The sequence below is a fragment of the Bacillus sp. ABR genome, assembly GCF_056172715.1.
In genome coordinates this window covers 586478-605398 of record NZ_JAOYSL010000001.1, presented here as the reverse complement: position 1 = coordinate 605398, position 18921 = coordinate 586478, and the positions used below count along the sequence as shown (strand labels likewise).

The 18921-nt window shown below is 40.0% G+C and carries 15 protein-coding genes and 1 other annotated feature; of the genes, 9 read left to right on the top strand and 6 right to left on the bottom strand.

Going from position 1 to position 18921, the window contains the following annotated elements:
- Position 1 precedes the first annotated feature (1 nt).
- Positions 2-1987: an excinuclease ABC subunit UvrB gene (gene uvrB / locus OIT90_RS02960; protein ID WP_058837556.1), complete on the bottom strand. Its 1986-nt coding sequence runs from the start codon at positions 1985-1987 to the stop codon at positions 2-4.
- Positions 1988-2266: 279 nt separating this feature from the next.
- Positions 2267-2512, bottom strand: a complete 246-nt coding sequence (locus OIT90_RS02955; protein WP_025093987.1) for a CsbA family protein — start codon at positions 2510-2512, stop codon at positions 2267-2269.
- 281 nt (positions 2513-2793) lie between these two features.
- Between OIT90_RS02955 and OIT90_RS02950 the strand changes: the two genes are divergently transcribed.
- The 8 genes from OIT90_RS02950 to OIT90_RS02915 all read left to right on the top strand — a co-directional run bounded on the left by OIT90_RS02950 (position 2794) and on the right by OIT90_RS02915 (position 14062).
- A complete protein-coding gene (locus OIT90_RS02950) occupies positions 2794-5325 on the top strand; it encodes a PEP/pyruvate-binding domain-containing protein (RefSeq protein WP_474892236.1) in 2532 nt (843 codons plus the stop codon).
- A gap of 90 nt (positions 5326-5415) precedes the next feature.
- Positions 5416-5988, top strand: a complete 573-nt coding sequence (locus OIT90_RS02945; protein ID WP_126682352.1) for a TetR/AcrR family transcriptional regulator — start codon at positions 5416-5418, stop codon at positions 5986-5988.
- Positions 5989-6028: 40 nt separating this feature from the next.
- Positions 6029-7363 carry an MFS transporter gene (locus tag OIT90_RS02940; protein ID WP_260774906.1) on the top strand — a complete coding sequence of 445 codons (1335 nt, stop codon included), beginning with the start codon at positions 6029-6031 and terminating at the stop codon, positions 7361-7363.
- Between the two features lie 276 nt (positions 7364-7639).
- The gene (locus OIT90_RS02935; RefSeq protein ID WP_039181725.1) at positions 7640-8623 is read left to right on the top strand and encodes a YncE family protein; all 984 of its coding nucleotides are present in this window, start codon (positions 7640-7642) and stop codon (positions 8621-8623) included.
- Positions 8620-9306 (top strand): response regulator transcription factor, encoded by a 687-nt coding sequence (locus OIT90_RS02930; RefSeq protein WP_251181040.1) that lies wholly within the window; start codon positions 8620-8622, stop codon positions 9304-9306. Before OIT90_RS02935 ends, OIT90_RS02930 begins: the two co-directional genes overlap by 4 nt.
- Positions 9303-10718, top strand: a complete 1416-nt coding sequence (locus OIT90_RS02925) for a HAMP domain-containing sensor histidine kinase (RefSeq protein ID WP_059377554.1) — start codon at positions 9303-9305, stop codon at positions 10716-10718. The genes OIT90_RS02930 and OIT90_RS02925 overlap by 4 nt, the downstream gene beginning before the upstream one ends.
- A gap of 205 nt (positions 10719-10923) precedes the next feature.
- Positions 10924-13038, top strand: a complete 2115-nt coding sequence (locus tag OIT90_RS02920) for an ArnT family glycosyltransferase (RefSeq protein WP_474892235.1) — start codon at positions 10924-10926, stop codon at positions 13036-13038.
- A gap of 31 nt (positions 13039-13069) precedes the next feature.
- On the top strand, positions 13070-14062 hold the full coding sequence (locus OIT90_RS02915; RefSeq protein ID WP_039181735.1) for a glycosyltransferase family 2 protein: 993 nt from the start codon (positions 13070-13072) through the stop codon (positions 14060-14062).
- Positions 14063-14106: 44 nt separating this feature from the next.
- Here the strand turns inward: OIT90_RS02915 and OIT90_RS02910 are convergent, their stop codons facing one another.
- Together OIT90_RS02910 and OIT90_RS02905 are read right to left on the bottom strand one after the other, a co-directional pair.
- Positions 14107-15456 carry an amino acid permease gene (locus tag OIT90_RS02910; protein WP_059377561.1) on the bottom strand — a complete coding sequence of 450 codons (1350 nt, stop codon included), beginning with the start codon at positions 15454-15456 and terminating at the stop codon, positions 14107-14109.
- Positions 15457-15530: 74 nt separating this feature from the next.
- Positions 15531-15755: a binding site (T-box leader), on the bottom strand.
- Positions 15756-15844: 89 nt separating this feature from the next.
- Positions 15845-16519 (bottom strand): NAD(P)H-dependent oxidoreductase, encoded by a 675-nt coding sequence (locus OIT90_RS02905; RefSeq protein WP_126682356.1) that lies wholly within the window; start codon positions 16517-16519, stop codon positions 15845-15847.
- A gap of 231 nt (positions 16520-16750) precedes the next feature.
- Here OIT90_RS02905 and OIT90_RS02900 point away from each other — a divergent pair, with 231 nt between their 5' ends.
- Positions 16751-17116 carry a winged helix-turn-helix transcriptional regulator gene (locus OIT90_RS02900; RefSeq protein ID WP_474892234.1) on the top strand — a complete coding sequence of 122 codons (366 nt, stop codon included), beginning with the start codon at positions 16751-16753 and terminating at the stop codon, positions 17114-17116.
- Between the two features lie 10 nt (positions 17117-17126).
- Here OIT90_RS02900 and OIT90_RS02895 read toward each other — a convergent pair whose 3' ends face one another.
- The gene (locus OIT90_RS02895) at positions 17127-18314 is read right to left on the bottom strand and encodes a PDZ domain-containing protein (protein WP_474892233.1); all 1188 of its coding nucleotides are present in this window, start codon (positions 18312-18314) and stop codon (positions 17127-17129) included.
- A 68-nt stretch (positions 18315-18382) separates the two neighbouring features.
- Positions 18383-18736, bottom strand: a complete 354-nt coding sequence (locus OIT90_RS02890; protein WP_003212923.1) for a swarming motility protein SwrAA — start codon at positions 18734-18736, stop codon at positions 18383-18385.
- Positions 18737-18921 lie beyond the last annotated feature (185 nt).

Below are 18921 nucleotides of genomic sequence, written 5' to 3'. Positions count from 1 at the left end.
ATCATCCTTCCGCTTTTAGCTCTAGCAATAGATCTCTTAATTCTGCTGCTTTTTCAAAATCAAGCGCTTTTGCTGCATCTTTCATTTCCATCTCGACTTTTTCGATCACTTTTTCTCTTTCTTTTTTGCTCATTTTCGAAAGCTTTGGTGCTGCTTTTGTTTCGTATTCTTCCGAATCCTCATGTATCTTTGTTGCCTTAATAACATCTCGAATTTTCTTATGGATGGTTTGTGGGGTAATCCCAAATTTCTCGTTATATGCTTCTTGCTGTTCTCGTCTTCGCTTCGTTTCTTGAATCGCAATGTCCATCGATTTCGTCATATTGTCTGCATACATAATGACCCGGCCTTCTGCATTTCTCGCTGCACGGCCAATCGTCTGGATGAGGGATCTTTCAGAGCGCAAAAAGCCTTCTTTATCCGCATCTAAAATGGCCACGAGCGACACCTCTGGAATATCCAGTCCTTCACGAAGAAGATTGATTCCAACAAGCACATCATATTTACCGAGACGCAAATCACGGATAATCTCAATCCGCTCAAGGGTCTTAATTTCTGAATGCAGGTAATTCACCTTGATTCCGATTTCTTTTAAGTAATCTGTGAGATCCTCAGACATTTTCTTCGTTAGTGTGGTCACAAGCACACGCTCATTTTTCTCAATTCGTGCATGAATTTCTCCAATTAAGTCATCAATTTGTCCTTCAATTGGGCGCACCTCAATAATTGGATCAAGTAATCCTGTTGGACGAATAATTTGTTCCACAACCTCAGGCGTTTTCTCAAGCTCGTATGGACCAGGCGTTGCTGATACATGCACGATATGATTGATATGCTTTTCAAACTCATCAAAGGTGAGCGGTCTGTTATCAAGTGCTGATGGCAGGCGGAATCCGTGATCAACCAACACTTGTTTTCTCGCTTGGTCTCCGTTGTACATGGCGCGGATTTGCGGAATCGTCACATGCGACTCATCGACAACAATCATAAAATCATCTGGGAAATAATCAAGCAGTGTGTAAGGTGTTGAACCAGGAGGACGCAAGGTCAGATGTCTTGAATAATTCTCGATCCCTGAACAAAAGCCCATCTCTCTCATCATCTCAAGGTCATATCTTGTCCGCTGCTCAAGGCGCTGCGCCTCAAGTAATTTTCCATTTTCGCGAAGCTTTTCAAGCTGTTCTTCTAGCTCTTCTTCAATATTGATAATGGCTTTTTCCATTTTTTCTTCTCTTGTGACGAAGTGAGATGCTGGGAAAATGGCCACGTGGTCACGATCACCAAGTATTTCTCCGGTCAGCGCATCCACTTCACGAATACGTTCAATTTCATCACCGAAAAACTCCACTCTGATACAATGCTCATCTCGTGAAGCAGGAAAAATCTCAACGACGTCTCCTCTGACTCGGAAGGTTCCGCGCTGAAAATCTATATCATTACGAGAATACTGAATATCCACCAGCTTACGAAGGAGCTGATTGCGTTCAATCTCCATTTCAGTGCGCAAAGACAGTACAAGCTCTCTGTATTCCTCTGGCGAACCTAAGCCATAAATACAGGACACACTGGCAATGATGATGACATCCCTTCTCTCAAATAACGAGGACGTAGCCGAGTGTCTCAGCTTATCAATCTCATCATTGATGCTGGCATCTTTCTCAATAAATGTATCGGTCTGAGGTACATATGCCTCTGGCTGATAATAATCATAGTAACTCACAAAATATTCAACAGCATTATTCGGGAAAAATTCCTTGAATTCGCTGTATAACTGACCGGCAAGTGTCTTATTATGCGCAATGACAAGAGTCGGTTTGTTCACTTCTTTGATCAGGTTGGAGACAGTAAAGGTCTTTCCCGTACCTGTAGCACCTAACAGCGTTTGATGCTGTTTCCCCTGATGGATCCCCTCAACAAGCTTTTCAATCGCCTTTGGCTGATCTCCTTGGGGCTGATAGTTAGAAACTAATTCAAAGCGGTCACTCACATCAAAGCCTCCGTTTCGTTACGAAATCTATCTAATGAATATATTATCATAAAAGAACACAAAAATACGAACTAAAGTTCGGCTCTCACTTGATTTTTATTTCCAATACAGTCATACCCTCTCTCCCTTGGCAAATAACCCTCTTAAGAAAACCTTCCTTTCAGTATGGAACATTTTGGAGTGAGATATTCGATGAGCAGAAAAAGAAAGCTGTGCTTACTAGAAATCGTAAGCACAGCTCTTGTTTAAAACATGTCAGCTTTCAGCATTGAGATAACATCATTGATGTTTTTCAGCTTTTTCTCTCTTTTCGATTTCTTTTTTAGCCATAAACAAAGCCCCAGCTACTAAAGAAATAATATCTAATCCCACAATAAAGTAGGTTTCTGTATAGCCTTTCATATACGAAGCAAATAAAAGCGCTGCTGTTAACGCAATGCCTACGTAATGATTATAAGTAACCTTTGAAAATAAAATAACGAGCAGGAAAGGAAAAACTAGTGCAAATATGGCTTTTGTAATCACAAAAACCCTCCCTCTTCATGGTCTACTTCCTTGATTATAGTAAAGATTGGCATATTGAACAATTCACAGTTTTCAATTTTGCCTTTTTTCTTCATGTTCGGAGACTTTTGTTTTAGAAATAGAAGAAAATTAGTGAGATTGTCCCCTTTGTAAAGATAGGTCTTTCCGTCTTTGACAATAACATCCAATCAATTCTATGATTAAAATGATAGTGCGCACTATCATTTTGAAAAATAGAGAGACATACAAATCATTGGCTATTTGGATAAGGGGGCATTCCCATGTATTCAGTTTTATTTCATGCGGCTGAAGAATCCGCATCACTCACAGGGGCAAAAGGCCTGAATTTAATCAAATTAAACAATCACGGCCTGCCAGTCCCAGATGGATTTATTATTAAAACCAACAGCTTTGAAAGCTTTCTTTCATATCACAATCTGCAGTCAGCAGAACAAAACCTTTCTCAAAAAATCAAAGAAGCATCGTTTCCTTCACAAATGGAAGCAGAGCTGATTTCGTCCTTTCAATCCTTGCGGAAGACTTATCCCTCAGTTGCAGTACGATCCTCTTCTGTTGCTGAAGATCTCGAAGGCGCCTCGTTTGCAGGACAGTACGAGACCTATTTAAATATCAAAACTAATGAAGAATTTTTACAGGCGGTCAAAGAATGCTGGTCTTCTTATTTTGCAGCGAGAGTCACAGAATATAAGGAAGAGATGAATGAAAACGAGGAAGAGATGCCGCTTATGGCCGTTGTCGTTCAAGGATTGATCCATTCTGACGTCTCCGGTGTCATCTTTAGTGAGAACCCCATATCGGGGAAACCAAATGAAATGATGCTGACCGCAAGCTACGGATTGGGAGAAGCAATTGTCTCCGGTCTTGTGACACCAGACACGTTTATTGTAGATAAAGAGAACTTTTCGATTGAAAAAACACTTGGGGCGAAAGAGCTACAAATTGTTCCTTTCCAAGAGGGTGTCATCGAGGAACCAGTAGCGGAGGAAATGGCTGGCCAGTTTTGCTTAAACGATGATCAATTGATAGAAATCGCACAAATCACAAAACAAGTAGAAGAACTTTTCGGACATGGAGTCGATATCGAATTTGGAATTGCAGATGGGTCGTTTTATTTACTTCAAGCGAGGCCGATTACTACAGCTCTCCCAAAAGCAGTAAATGAAACAGCGGGTGCTTCTTTTCAAATGAAGCCAGATGAGCTTCAGGAATTCTGGATTTCAATGGATGATCATATGCCTGGTCCAACGAGCCCTCTTTTCTCAAGCCTGATCATACCAGCCTTAAAAAGCGGGATGAAGAAAAATGGAGAAAAGTATCAAGTACCTGATATGAACATCAAAGATATTAAGCTTTACAGAGGCCACTTATACTCAGCACCGTCACTGCCAGAAGCGCAAGAGGGAGCTGCACCCGTTTTTGATGAACGTATATTTGAGCTATTTCCGCATTTAAGTGAACGGATGTATGAGATTCTAGAGAAAAATTTCTTTCCATTTTACGAAAAACTCGATCGCCAAATGAATGAACCTATGACCATTGAAAAAGCCATCATCGGCTTTGAAGAATTAAAGGATTTTTACATTCAAGCATATGATGATCATTTTGATATCGTCACACCGCAAGTCATACTATCATCTATCATTGAAGACATGCTTGTAACATATACCGGTGATCAAACACAAGTCGTCTTGCTGCACGAAATGATGATAGGCGTGATGAACAAATCTCTTGAAACAGACAAGCTGCTATCTGATATAGCAAAGGATGTCCTTCAAAATCCAGAACTTCATCAGGCATTTATTCATCATGAAAAGAACCCGGACCTGTTATACGCACTCAATCACTTCGAAAAAGGGAAACATTTCATTTCGAAATTGGAGGATTTTCTCCAAGTTTACGGCTGGCGATCTGTTAAAAGTCATGACCTTACGGATGAGACTTGGGTAGAAAACCCGGAGTTTATATTAGATATCATCAGAAATAACATCCAGTCCCAATGTGATTTTGATGAAGAATTTGCAAAAGCAGTGATTAAAAGACAAGAGACGTATAAACATTTTATGAGTCAAGTGAAGGATGAGTCGTTTAAAACAAAATTTGAGACGCTGTATCAATTTGCCCTTCAAGCAGCGAATATCCGAGATGACCACCACTTCTACATTGATGCAATGTTAGATGCAAAAGCCCGGGTATATCTATTAAAAATTGGTGAGCTTCTCGCAAAAAAAGGAGCCATTCCTCATCAAGAAGATCTTTGGTATCTCTACGATGAAGAGGTACAAAAAGCGCTCACAACGTCTATCTCATTCGATTCGGTTATCCAGCAAAGAAAAATGGAAATGAAAGAAAATGAAGCCATTCAACCACCTGCTTACACCGGCACTCCAACTGAAGCTGAATTGCAGCAAGTGGAAAGAATGCTTGGTTCATTAAGAGAAAATGAACACAACACACACGATGTGATCCATGGAATTGGTGCATCCAGCGGTATTGTTTCTGGAAGAGTAAAAGTCATTACATGTGCTGATGAATTTTCACAATTTCAAAAGGATGATATTTTAGTTTGTAAAACGACCACACCTTTATGGACGAGCTTATTTAGAGATGCGAAAGCAGTCATCACCGATGCTGGAGGCATTTTATCTCATTCAGCTATTATTGCAAGAGAGTATATGATGCCAGCTGTCTTAGGTACTAGAATAGCAACTGAAACACTTCAATCCGGTGACCTTGTGACAGTAGATGGCAGCAATGGGCGCATTCAGATATTAAAGCAGCATTCGCGTTCATAAACTTATCATTTTGGATGATATTGGCGCTCATAGATTTTATCGGTATACTTACTTTGTTGCAAACACATTCATAACCTGAGGTGAGTATGCTTGTTAAAATCTACAAATCAACGAATCATTCGCGCAACAATGGATTTATTAACTGAAAAGGGCTATCAAAAAACAACAACCAAAGAAATAGCAACAAAAGCGAATGTGAGTGAAGCAACTATTTTTCGCAACTTTAAAAACAAACGCGGCGTCATTGCTGCCATTATGAAAATGAAATCAACACCGACAAAAACCCTAGAAGCAGAATTTAAAGGCGATTTATACACCGATTTAAAGTTTCTCGGCACCTATTTCCTTGAAGATTTGACTTCCAAAAAAGAATTTATTTATATCAGCATGCGAGAACCGGCTATGTTTAAGGATTTAACCAGTCATGAAAAGATATATCCTCAAGAACTAAGAGAAATGCTGATACAATATTTCAAAAAGATGGGTGCCGAGCATCTTGTATTAAAAGGAAAAGAAGACATTTATGCAGACATCTTCATTAGTACGTATTTTGGATTTTTCATTCAGCAGCTAGAGCAAGATCTACAACTCGTGCTCACACAAAAAGAAGATTTTATTGAGACATGCACACACATTTTCATGAGAGGAATTTCTCCCGCTTAAAGGGTGAAATTCTTCTTTTTTACAAAAGGTGGTATACACATTGAGGTTAAAAAAAGAGAGTTTGGTCATCTATTCTTTGTTGCTTGGAGCTATACTAGTTCCAGTCAACTCAACGATGATCGCTGTCGCTCTATCATCCATATCAACTTATTATAATCAATCCCTTTCAAACATCACTTGGGTTGTCACAATTTATCTTATTGTCATGGCAGTCACTCAGCCTATCGCTGGTAAGTTAGGAGATATATATGGACACCGGCGAATGTATTTAATTGGGGTCATGCTCTTTTTAATTGGCTCGATTGGATGTGCTTTAGCACCTAATCTAGCTTTTCTTATCACTTTTCGTTCCATTCAAGCAGCTGGTGGTGCTATTTTAACACCGAATAGCATTGCATTGATTCGTGCAACAGTATCCCCCGAAAAACTGTCTAAAACAATGGGATACTTTGGGTTTGGAGCCGGTATTGGTGCCGCACTTGGACCTTTTATTGGTTCGATTCTTATTCAGAGTTTTGATTGGCACTCTATATTCTTTGTAAATATCCCATTCTTGTTCCTTACACTTGTGACCGGCGTATTACTCATTCCAAAAATAAACCATACACGCTTACAAGCAAATGTGGACATCATTGGTTCATTGTACTTAACCATCGGGATTGCCACACTCATTCTATGCACAAAAAGCCATTTGCTAAATGAATACTTGATCTATGGAATTCTAGCGTTGATCGTCATTCCATTATTCTTTATACATGTACGGAAAGTAAAGAATCCGATCATCGATTTATCGCTTTTTAAAAACAGTTCATTTACAAATGCAAACCTGTCGATCATGCTAAGTAATTTTGTTATGTATGCCATCCTTCTAATTATGCCGCTGTTTATGGAGCAACAACTTTCACTGTCTCATACACAAAGCGGTATCATTCTATCGGTATTTTCTCTTTGCATGTCTATTAGTGGCTTGCTAGGGGCAAGACTCCATCCGAAAAAAGGCGCGAAAAAAATGATTGGCTTTTCATTTATCTGTCTCACTTTATCAGGGATCATGTTAATCACACTCAGTCAGTATCCTACCTTACCACTGCTTATCGTGACACTTATCGCGGGTGGAATTTCATCAGGGATTGGAATGACTAGTATGCAGATGGCTTCTTTAACGTCTGTTGATCAAAGCTTATCCGGTTCAGCATCTGGTATTTTCTCTACCTTTCGATATTTTGGCAGTATCATTTCGTCTACATTGATTGGGATCATGAGTGGTTTTCAATCTTTATTTATTGTATTAATGGGCGCAGGCATTCTTGGTTTCTTTTTATCTCAACGTGTAAAAACAAAATCAACCTCCCCATCATCTGAACATTCCGCCTAATGGCTCCCTTGCTCTATGTCTATTTAGAGCGGGGGAGTTTTTCATCATTTGTATCACTGTAAGCTATAGCAAGTGCATCTATCAAATCCTGAAAATCATCTTTTAAAGAAGGAAAAATGGCATTTGGACAGACAAAAAAGGAACTTCAGGTGCAAATTGTCTCCCCTCACTCACCTAAAAACTCTTTTTCATTCTTTTCAGCATAGATAACTTCAATTTTTTTTCACAATTTTTGTGGTATGATTTTGAAAATAGAGAACGCAAAGGAGCGGAAGAATGGAACGTATGAAATATGTTTTAATCTGTTTATCAGCTCTACTTTTATTCTTGACAGGCTGTGGAAAAGAACAGCAATTTACACCGCCAGGCAGCTCTCAATCGATCGCTGTCATCTCTCAATTAAAAAAAGCCTCCTTTTCAATAGTTGATATACAAAAAAATAAAATGCTCTCTTCTGTGGATTTAAAACACCCACTTACTGATCTTATTCAAATCAATAAAGACGTCATCATCGCTACAAGTAAAGAGGGAGAATCCCTTATCGAAATCAATCTAAAAAATGGGACAGCAACAGATTATATGAATGTGGATAAAGGGCTGACTTCCCTTACATATGATGCAGCTTCTCATACATTAATTGCTGCAAATTCGCAGAAAAATGTCGTTTATTTTATTGATACGAAGAGTAAAAAAATAAAATCAACTGTGAAAACCGGAAAATTACCTTCTTCTATGACACTTTCTTCATCAGGTGTTTTATTTGTTTTAAATGCAGAAAGTCATACTGTCTCAGTCATAGATATTAAAAAGGAAAAAAATATACGTACGTTTTCTGTACTTGAACGGCCTTCTGGGATTCATTTTGATGGACAGTCCATTTGGATCGGCGGCCATGGTAAACAAGGTACCTTAAATAAGAGTATTCTTGCTTATGACCCTAAAACTGGCAAAAAACAGCGAGAAATAAAGCTAGGCGTTATGCCTGTTGCATTTTTTCCAGAGAAAAATTCTTCTACTTTATATGTACTATGTCATGGAGATCATACGCTATACAAAGTAGATACCAAAACAAATAAGCAGCTTGCTTCTGTTGAAACTGGTCAAAATCCGAATTATATCACCGCTGATACGACATCAATTTATGTGAGTAACTTGGATGACAACTCAGTATCCATCATCGATAAACACTCACTTATTATGAAAAATCAACTAAATGTCCCATCAGGACCTTATGCTATCGTGTTGGAGGAAAAGAAATGAAGGAACAAATGCGTATTTTAATCGTAGATGATGAGCTTGATATGCTTGAGTTAATCGGGTCTTTTTTAAAGAGACATGGCTTTCACATTACTACTGCGAATAATGGAAAAGATGCCTTGTATCAGCTTGAAAAGGAATCTATTGACCTTGTTGTATTAGATATCATGATGCCTGACATGGATGGATTTGAAGTCTGTCAGCGTATTCGACAAACATCTCAAATTCCAATTTTATTTTTAACAGCAAGGAGTTATGAGGAGGACCGAATTAGAGGACTTGAAATTGGAGCAGATGACTACATCATGAAACCTTTCAGTCTACGTGAGCTAGCAGCAAGAATTGAAACAACCCTGAGACGAATTAGAGGTCTTTCACTAAAGCGCAGCCGAATACAGATTGGTGACATGGAGATTGATCAAGATGGCAGACAAGTTTACCTCCATCAACAGCCCGTTAATTTAACAAGAAGAGAATTTGATTTACTCATGTTTCTTTTGCTCAACCAAGGACAAGTGTTTTCAAGAGAACACCTTTATCAAAAATTGTGGGAATCACATTCAACGAGCGGCTCTTTAAGAACAGTCGATACACATATCAAAACGCTGCGACTGAAATTAAAGGAAGCAGAACGATATATTAAAACCGTTTGGGGTGTCGGCTATAAGTTTGAGGAGGAAGGATGAAGCCATTATCGATTAAAAAGAAAGTACTCTTCTTAATCCTTGCAGTGATCGGAATCGTTGCAGCCTCAGCGCTTGCCCTTACTTTTTACTTATACCAGCATTTATATATTGATAAACAGATCGATTCCTTAAGTTTGCAAGGTAAGAAGCTGGCAGAAATCTATCACACACACGGGAAAGACAAGTATTTTACCGACAGAATGAAATGGGCAAATGACTCAAGTCAGGCGAACGTTATTTTTACAGATGATCCAATGGAACTTTCAAGTGGACTTCCTTTTGATACGGACACAAATGACAATCTCATTACGTTCAAGGAACGCCAAAAGCTCCTTCAAGGTGAAACCGTCGTGTTAATTAGAGAACACCCGAAGTTTCACCAAGATATTCTTGGCATCGCCATTCCTGTTTTCTCAAGCAATGATGATCTATCGGGAACTATTTTCCTCTCCATGCCCTTATCAGATGTATATGAACCCTTTGTTCAAATTAGATTGACGCTTGGTATATCCATCTTATTGATTATGCTCCTGATATTCTTGATCGGATATAAGAGCTCCAATAAAATTGTGCAGACCATTAATAAAATGAAAGAAATTGCAATAGAAATGGAATCTGGTGATTTTTCAAAACGAATGGCCGTAACCAAAAAAGGAGATGAGTTAAACCAGCTTAGCCGCTCCTTTAATAAACTGTCTTCAACTCTCGAAAAAGTTGAACAGCACCGCAGAGAATTTCTTGCGAATGTCTCTCACGAACTTAGAACGCCTTTAAGTTATATGAAAGGCTATGCAGAAGGAATTGAAGAAGGGATCATTGATCAAAAGAAAGGGATGCAAATCATCCAAGATGAGGCCTCACGTTTAAGCCGTCTTGTGCACGATCTTTTAGATCTTGCACAGTTAGAAGGAGACTCTTATCCACTAACGATGGAGCCAATTGTCTTTGCACAGCTGATCCACGATGTTCTTGATCAAATGGCATTCGTCGCTGATAAGAAAAGCATTACTTTCAAACGAACGCTTGAAGAGGATTGTATTGTTTATGGTGATAGCGACCGTCTCCAACAAGTGATACGTAATTTACTGGACAATGCCATTCATTACACGCCATCTGGGAAATCAATATCAATTGAATTACAAGTTCACCAAAGTGTTGCTGAATTAAGAGTGACTGACGAAGGCAATGGTATTCCAAAAGAAGATCTTCCACATGTTTCTGAGCGATTTTATCGTGTCAATAAAGCACGAACAAGAAAAGATGGCGGCTCTGGCCTTGGACTAGCCATTGTCTATCAAATCATCAAAAAACATCATGGGACATTCGACATTCAATCTGAGCCTGGGTTTGGTACAACAGCTATCATTCAACTTCCCAATGCTCCATTCAATGAGAGCTCACCTACTCTATAGCTACTCACATATTTTACTCTCATTGGAATCACTATTTTATCTGATAAATTCAGTATCCATAGAACTTTCTACAACTTGAACAGCTCTTTTCATTAAGAGCTGTTTTTATTTCTAAAAAATAAAAAAATGGCCTTTTTTTATTAACATTTTATTCATATTTGCTTGTTACACTTTTTTCAAGTGAAGAAAAAGGAGTGACATGCTTTTGATCAGACGTTTTCAGAAATTTGATATTTATTTATTTTTCATATTGATCTTATCTGCCATCTTAAACATTTATAACATTTGGGAAGATGATACGGTGAATGCGTATTATACTGCGGCTGTCACAAGTATGATGCAAAGCTGGCATAATTTCTTCTTTGCTTCATTTGATCCAGCAGGATATGTCACGGTGGATAAACCCCCGCTCACCTTCTGGCTGCAAACGATGAGTGCCAAAATTTTTGGTCTCCATGGATGGAGCGTCATCTTGCCTCAAGCTTTAGCAGGCATTGGATCTGTTTATCTGATCTATCGTCTTGTCAAACCAACTTTTGGTCAAGCAGCGGCAAGATTAGCGGCACTTATCATGGCGTGTACACCTATTGCGGTTGCTGTATCTCGAACAAATAATATTGACAGCTTACTTGTCTTTATACTTTTACTAGCAACAGGAATGATGTTCAAGGCTGTAAAACAGCAAAAGGTTCTTTGGGCGATTGTTTCGTTTGCGATGATTGGCGTCGGCTTTAATACAAAAATGCTACAAGCCTATATGATCGTACCAGCACTCATTCTTTTTTACATCATTGCCTACCGAACGACATGGAAGAAAAAGTTGTTATCACTGATGATTTCAATGATTGTTCTTTTAGGTGTATCTGCTTCTTGGTCTATCGCTGTTGATCTCACTTATAAAGACAATCGCCCTTATATGGGATCAAGTCAATCGAACTCAGCACTAGAATTAGCCTTTGGTTACAACGGTCTTCAGCGGTTGACTGGTCAACAGTCTGGCGGGGGAGGTGGCACAAATCAGGGTGAGGGACAGCCACCTTCACAGCAGGGTGATCAGCAAAATGACAATGATTCATCCACCATGCCTCAGCCGCCATCTAATGGAAATCAAAACAACTCAGACAATTCAAACCAATCATCCAGTCAGGAACAGCCTTCAATGCAAGGACCACCAAGCAGTGCAAACGGCACAACACCACCTGATATGCCATTTGGCGGTAATGGTGATGTACCGCCAAATGGCGTGGGCGGAAAAATGGGAAATGGCTCCGGCATGTTTGGTACAGGAACCAAGGGACCGCTACGTCTGTTCCAATCTGAACTATCCGATCAAATCAGCTGGCTGCTTCCATTTGCAATCTTCGGTGCGATTGGTATCTTCTTCTCGACTGCCTTTGAAAGAAGACGTCTCAATACAAAACAAAAAGAAACTCTATTTTGGTTAGCTTGGCTTATACCTGTTGCTGCATTTTTCAGTGTAGCAGGATTTTTCCATCATTATTATTTGATCATGCTGGCACCACCAATTGCTGTATTAGCAGGAGCCGGATGGGTTTCGATGACACAATTGCTTCAAACAGGAACTGGGTTTAAAAAATGGCTGCTTCCATTTGCGATATTCGTTACAACAGCATTTGAAATCTTTATCCTATCCACTTTTACAAGCACGATCGGTCTTGGACTAAGCATTGCAGTCGGTATCATTGGTGTTGGAACAATCCTTTCTCTGCTTTTGATAAAAGGGAAAGAAAAACGAAAACAATTCGTGTCTCTCATCGCCATCCTCGGCATGCTGGTTGCACCACTATACTGGGCAAGCACACCTCTTCTTTATGGAGGAAATAGTATGCTTCCAGAGGCTGGTCCTCAGCTTGCCACTTCAAGTGGCAGCATGAGTTCACAAGTCAATGAAAAGTTGATCAGCTATCTTGAGAAAAACAATACGGGAGAAGAGTTCCTATTCGGAACAACAGATGCAACCACTGCTTCACCTTACATTATTAAAACAGGAAAAGCTGTTATGGCATTAGGTGGATTTAGTGGATCTGATAACATTCTCACACTTAGTGAATTCAAACAGCTCGTCAAAGACGGCAAAATCAAATACTTCTATCTTTCTGGTATGAGAGGCGGCAGCTCTGACATTCTAACCTGGATTCAAAAAAATGGCAAAGAAGTATCTGCTTCTAAATGGCAGTACAGCTCTACATCCAAAACGAACCAGCAAACAGACAGACAACAATCAGAACAAAATGATCAGTCAAATGGACGAATGGGCGGAATGGAGAGCGGCACTCTTTATGAACTATCCGTTGATTAATTCATCTATTAAAAGGGAGGAACGATCACTGATGGAAAAGAACATACAATATTCTATTGTAGTCCCAGTCTATAATGAAGAACTTGTGATCCATGAATCCTATCAGCGACTGAAAACAGTCATGGATTCGACGGGAGAAGCATACGAGCTTCTCTTCGTTAATGACGGTAGTATGGATCGAACAGCTGAACTAATTAAAGGGTATTCCCAAAACGATCCGAAGGTAAGACTCATTGATTTCTCACGTAACTTCGGACACCAAATTGCAATTACAGCTGGGATGGATTATGCAAAGGGTGAAGCTGTCATCGTGATAGATGCAGACCTACAAGATCCGCCTGAATTGATATTAGAGATGATCGCAAAATGGAAAGAAGGCTATGAAGTCGTATACGCCGTGCGCACCAAACGAAAAGGTGAAACTTTTTTCAAAAAGCAAACCGCTTCTCTTTTCTATCGCGTTTTACGTCAGATCACCGAAGTAGATATCCCAATCGACACCGGTGACTTCAGGTTAATGGATCGTAGAGTGTGCCATGAAATGAGAAAAATACGAGAAAAAAATCCATTTGTTCGCGGTCTAGTCAGCTGGGTAGGTTTCAAACAAATTGCAGTAGAGTACGTTCGAGATGAACGTCTAGCAGGAGAAACAAAATATCCGCTCAAAAAGATGCTTAAGCTCTCGATGGATGGAATCACTTCCTTTTCCTATAAACCTTTGAAGCTAGCAAGTATAGCAGGAATTGCCCTTTCCGCTATCGGATTCATTTCAATGTTTCTTGTACTTTACTTAAAGCTTTTTACAAACAGCACCATTACAGGATGGAGTTCATTAATTGTCATACAGCTGTTCTTTAGCGGCATTATCCTCTTTATGCTCGGAATGATTGGGGAATACATCGGCCGAATCTACGACGAGGCAAAAGATCGACCACTTTACATCGTAAGAGAGAGTTACGGGCTTCAGTCAAAGCCACATCCTGTTCAACCCCCTGTTCATTTCAAGCAATACAAACAGCATTAAAAAAGCGTGTGAGACCTGTTTCAAGGTCCCGCACGCTTTTTGTATTAAGCAGCAGTTTCAAACCGCTTTCTGTTAATGAAGAAAGAAAGAGTAATCATCAGATAAATGCCCATTGTGACCATTGTTTGGACAATTGGAGTTGTTGACACAACGCCGATGAAAATGGCAATGATCGCAATCACAGAAAACCATGTTGTAAAAGGATACAGCTTCACGCGATATCCTCCTGGTTCTGCTACACTTCGAGATTTTAAATGCCCGACAGCAATAATAAACCAGATGAATAAGACCGTATAGCTTAAAGATCCCATTAAATAATTAAAGGTTTGACTTCCTACAAAAAGAGAAATCAATACAGCGGCATACAATGTAGATGTACACACTAGGATTGCTCTAACAGGCACCTGCTGTTTTGATAGCTTTGAAAAGCCCTTCCATACTCGTCCATCCATCGCTTGCGTATAAAGTACCCTTGAGGATGCGTACAGCCCAGAGTTCATAGAAGACAAGATCGCTAGTAAAATGATACCGTTCATGATGTCACTTGCATATGGCACGCCAATCGTTGCAAACACGGTGACGAATGGACTCACTTGCTCATTGTTTACTTGATTCCAAGGAATCAAGCTGACGATGATGAAGAACGGCAGTACATAGAAACCGATGATTCGTACAAATGTACTTTGAATAGCCTTTGGGATGACTTTTTCAGGGTTTTTTGTTTCTGCTAATGTGACCCCAATCATTTCCGTCCCGCCATATGAATACACCACAACAAGCATAGCCGCAATTAAGCCGCCCGTTCCATTCGGGAAGAATCCTCCGTGGCCGGTTAAGTTGGATAATCCCGGTGCTGCATGCTGACCAAATGAGACAAAAAGCATGGTTAACCCAATGATAATAAATAAAATAATGACAGCAATTTTAATAGAAGCTAACCAGTACTCCGTCTCAGCAAACATTTTAACGGAACAAACATTGATCAATGTCACAACAAGTGAAATGATTAACACAAGTATCCAAATCGGCACCTGTGGGAACCAGTACTGAATAAAGATCGCAGATACGATCGCTTCTGCTGCAATGTTCAGCACCCACATTTTCCAGTATATCCAATCTAAGAAATAGGCCGGATATTTGCCTAACACAGGTTCAATTAAATCACGAAATGTTCTTGCACCAGGTCGTGCAACCGTCATTTCAGCAAGTCCTTGCATAATAAATAATAAAATAAGACCACCAATCATATATGCCAAAATGACAGCAGGACCTGCGATATCAATAGCAGAGCTGCTTCCTTTAAAAAGACCAGCACCAATTGCACCGCCAAGTGCGAGCATCATAATATGCCTTGACGTCATTGTTCGTTTTAACTGCACATGTTCCTTTTCCATTTTCTTTAGCTCCTTTAAATTTGAATCTTCAGACAAATATAAGATAAAAGCATATAAAAAGGCCAGTCATCTCCTGAAGAGACGACTGACCTTGCAACCGCGTTACCACTCTAATTGATTCAACCCTAGCTGAATCCAACTTAAAACCCGTTAACGGAGGTCACACGTAAAGACTTACTATTCATTCAGTCTTACCGCTCTTTGAGCGAGTTCAATGATTCGTTTTACTGCGTTGCACCAACCCGCAGCTCTCTTAAAAAACGGATGTTCATCTACTATTCTCAAGTCAAAGCGTTTATAGTCCATTTGTATATTCATCAAAGATTTTATTTTTTAAATATACTGACTAACCACGCAATTGTCAACATCCTTTTTCAGACATTCTCTTTTAACGAATCCAAACAGCTACTTCTTCCATCGGACGGCGCGTTTTGCCGCGCTTCGGCTCGGTCACACGATAACCAAAGGCTGCCATGACAGAAATATCATACTGACCATCCTCAAGCAGCCCTTCTTCATCTAGAATGCGATGAATCTCATCGTAGCTGAATCCCTCGACTGGGCATGAATCAATGCCAATTTGTGCAGCGGCTGTCATCATGTTTCCAAGGGCAATATACGTTTGTTTTGAAGCCCAATCAAAGAGCGTACGTTCATTTTCTAACAAATGAAGATCATTCTCTTGGAATTCTTGGTAGCGTCCCTTCACCATCTCGAACGTTTCGTCTGTCATTCCTTTGATTTGCTTGTTGATGTATTCTGCATATGCTGAATCATAACGGGCGTCTGTTCTTGCCAAGATGATCACAAAATGGCTCGCAGTCGGAAGCTGCTTTTGCGCTCCCCATGTATACTCTTTTAATTTTTCTCTAAATGCTTCATTTTGAACAACGAGGAACTTCCAAGGCTCAAACCCTACAGAGCTTGGGGAAAGTCTTCCTGTTTCTAAAATAAACGCAAAATCATCCTCTGATATTTTTTTCGCTGGATCAAACTCTTTTGTCGCATGGCGGAACTCATACGCCTCAATGATTTCTTTTTTTAATTGTTCTTTGTCTCGCATTGTATTCATCCTTTCTATTAATAACCAATTAGGGTGTGTGTTTCATCAATCCATTTTCTTTCCATTCACATATAGAAATTGTTATGATAAGAAAACAAACAGCCCGAATGTGTGATGTGATATCTCTATGGTATAAGAAAAGCTTCGGGTGATTCAAGTACGCACATTTTTGTTCGTTAGGTACCATCTTGTTCGTATATCACCAAATTTGCCTTAGAAAGGAGTCTTAAGATGAGTGCACCATCCAATCCAGTCAGTATTGTTAATTATGGCTGTCCCGTTTCAGTGACGACAAGTGTCATCGGAGGGAAATGGAAAGGAGTGATCCTTTATCATTTGACTTGCGGACCAAAACGCTACAATGAATTGCGCCGGCTTCTGCCAAGAATTTCTCAGCGTGTCCTCACACTGCAATTGCGTGAGCTTGAACAAGACGGCGTCGTTCATAGAGAAGTCTATGAGGAGGTCCCCCCTCGTGTCGAATATTCACTCACTTCTCTCGGAAATACCTTAAAGCCTATCATCTTCGCCATGCGTGAATGGGGCGAATCCTATGGGAAAGAAGCGCGCCCAAAAGAAAAAAGCTGCCATCTCTAGCAGCTTTTTTTTAAGATGAAATTGCCGTTTGTTCTTGCTGTGGATCATCCTTTACAAACAGGATGCCAAGCTGATGATGCTCCCCTTCATAAGAAGCCCGTTTCTCAAATCTTGTCTGACCATTTAAGCCAATGATCTCGAGCTTTGTTAGAGCACGATTGGTTTGAAGGGCTTCATAAAATTCCGAAACGGTTTTTACCTCAATTCCATTCACTTTTGTAATGACCTCTCCGATCTCAAGCTTTAAATCAGCCGCTGGTGTATTTGGAATAATTCCTAGCACCATCAGCCCTTGATTACGCTTAGAGAAGTAGAACGGGGCAGCATTGTCATTGACCCTCTGCTTCCATGAGAGAAAGGCTCTTCCTATCACCGCAATCAATACAGCTCCCCAAGCAATCGGTTCAAACCAAATACTTGCAGCACCTAATAAGGCGACAGCGAGTCCGAGCATGAGAATACGCCGCGCTGTAATTTGAATACTAACAATTGGCAGTGAGCCTTGAATTCTCTGACCGAATCCGATGATATAAGGAATCAAAATAAATGAAAAGCTTTGATCATGCACTTGAAGCACCGGCCACCATGGCAGAGAAGAAGTGAATTCACCTGCCGGCATCAGCAAAACAAGCGGTAAAAGCCACAGACGGTTTGCCCGCTGCTGACCAATTAAAAGTCCTCTCGCACTCATCACCATAGCAGGCGATGTACGTAAATGCGCCGTTCGATAGGCTAGGATCCCCTCGGTCATTAATAAAAGTCCTAGCAGAATGACAACGGCTGATGCATTCATCATTGAGAGCTGCGGCAGCCAAGAATGACTCACTTGGAAATGCATCAGTCCAAGTGCCACAATAAAACTGAAACCGAGTGTGTATGCAGACGAAAGCGCACTCGCCTTAAAGAATAAAGAGAAAACGATGGTCATCGCTGCAATCAGCACGATGAATCCAGGGGGGAGGGCAATCCCTAAGCCTACTGAAATGACGGATAGGCATATCCCTAGAATCCATCCCTTTGAATATGTAAATTTAAGTTCATCGTATACATCTTCTATTCTTGTTTGAAACGCTTTTCTCTCCCGCTTTACGCGGATGTAGCCATGCAATAGGCTGATTAATATCATGAAATAAAAAAGAGGATGGATTAAAAACAGACCGACCGCTTTTAATCCGGCTCCCATCCACTCCGAGCTCATTATCGTTCACCGCCCAAGTCAAGCATTTTCTCTTATTCTATCAAATAAATCGATGCTTGACATCAGGTTTATTTCTCCTGATTCATCCAAAGTGTGACATTCGACAGTGAAAAATCTTTTAAGTAGTGATTGACATCTACATCTAGTATGCCGCCGAGCAGCTGCATCGACCTCTTGATGTCGGTTAAGTTTATACCAAGTCTCTTATGATTATCCATTAAATAATTGAAGTATATCTCAGCACAGTCTTCATCGATTTCGTCGACTGATTCTACCGTTGTGTAATTGACCAAGTACCTGCTTAACAGCATGAGCAGACTTAATGCCTTTGTAGCGGAAAACGTCACATCTTTCGAACGACTCTTAAGTTCCTCTACCAACTCGTAATATTTTTTCTCTCTCACAATACTTGCCCTTTTCAATTGTGTACCCCCATTTACTAGTTCTTTTAAGAAAAGCGCAAACCTCGGTACAGCTTAATGCTCAAGCTGAATATCCGCAAAAAATAAAATATTTAAAATGAGTGCTACTTTTTATTGTAAGAATTATTTATGTAACATACAACTTTCAAAAGTTTCATTTTCATGACATGTTTAAATCAACAGAA

Bases quoted from the DNA above. Each gene is read 5' to 3' on its own strand.
- OIT90_RS02950 (WP_474892236.1), top strand. From the start codon at position 2,794: ATGTATTCAGTTTTATTTCATGCGGCTGAAGAATCCGCATCACTCACA.
- OIT90_RS02935 (WP_039181725.1), top strand. From the start codon at position 7,640: ATGGAACGTATGAAATATGTTTTAATCTGTTTATCAGCTCTACTTTTA.
- OIT90_RS02930 (WP_251181040.1), top strand. From the start codon at position 8,620: ATGAAGGAACAAATGCGTATTTTAATCGTAGATGATGAGCTTGATATG.
- OIT90_RS02925 (WP_059377554.1), top strand. From the start codon at position 9,303: ATGAAGCCATTATCGATTAAAAAGAAAGTACTCTTCTTAATCCTTGCA.
- OIT90_RS02915 (WP_039181735.1), top strand. From the start codon at position 13,070: ATGGAAAAGAACATACAATATTCTATTGTAGTCCCAGTCTATAATGAA.
- OIT90_RS02910 (WP_059377561.1), bottom strand. From the start codon at position 15,456: ATGGAAAAGGAACATGTGCAGTTAAAACGAACAATGACGTCAAGGCAT.
- OIT90_RS02905 (WP_126682356.1), bottom strand. From the start codon at position 16,519: ATGCGAGACAAAGAACAATTAAAAAAAGAAATCATTGAGGCGTATGAG.
- OIT90_RS02900 (WP_474892234.1), top strand. From the start codon at position 16,751: ATGAGTGCACCATCCAATCCAGTCAGTATTGTTAATTATGGCTGTCCC.
- OIT90_RS02895 (WP_474892233.1), bottom strand. From the start codon at position 18,314: ATGAGCTCGGAGTGGATGGGAGCCGGATTAAAAGCGGTCGGTCTGTTT.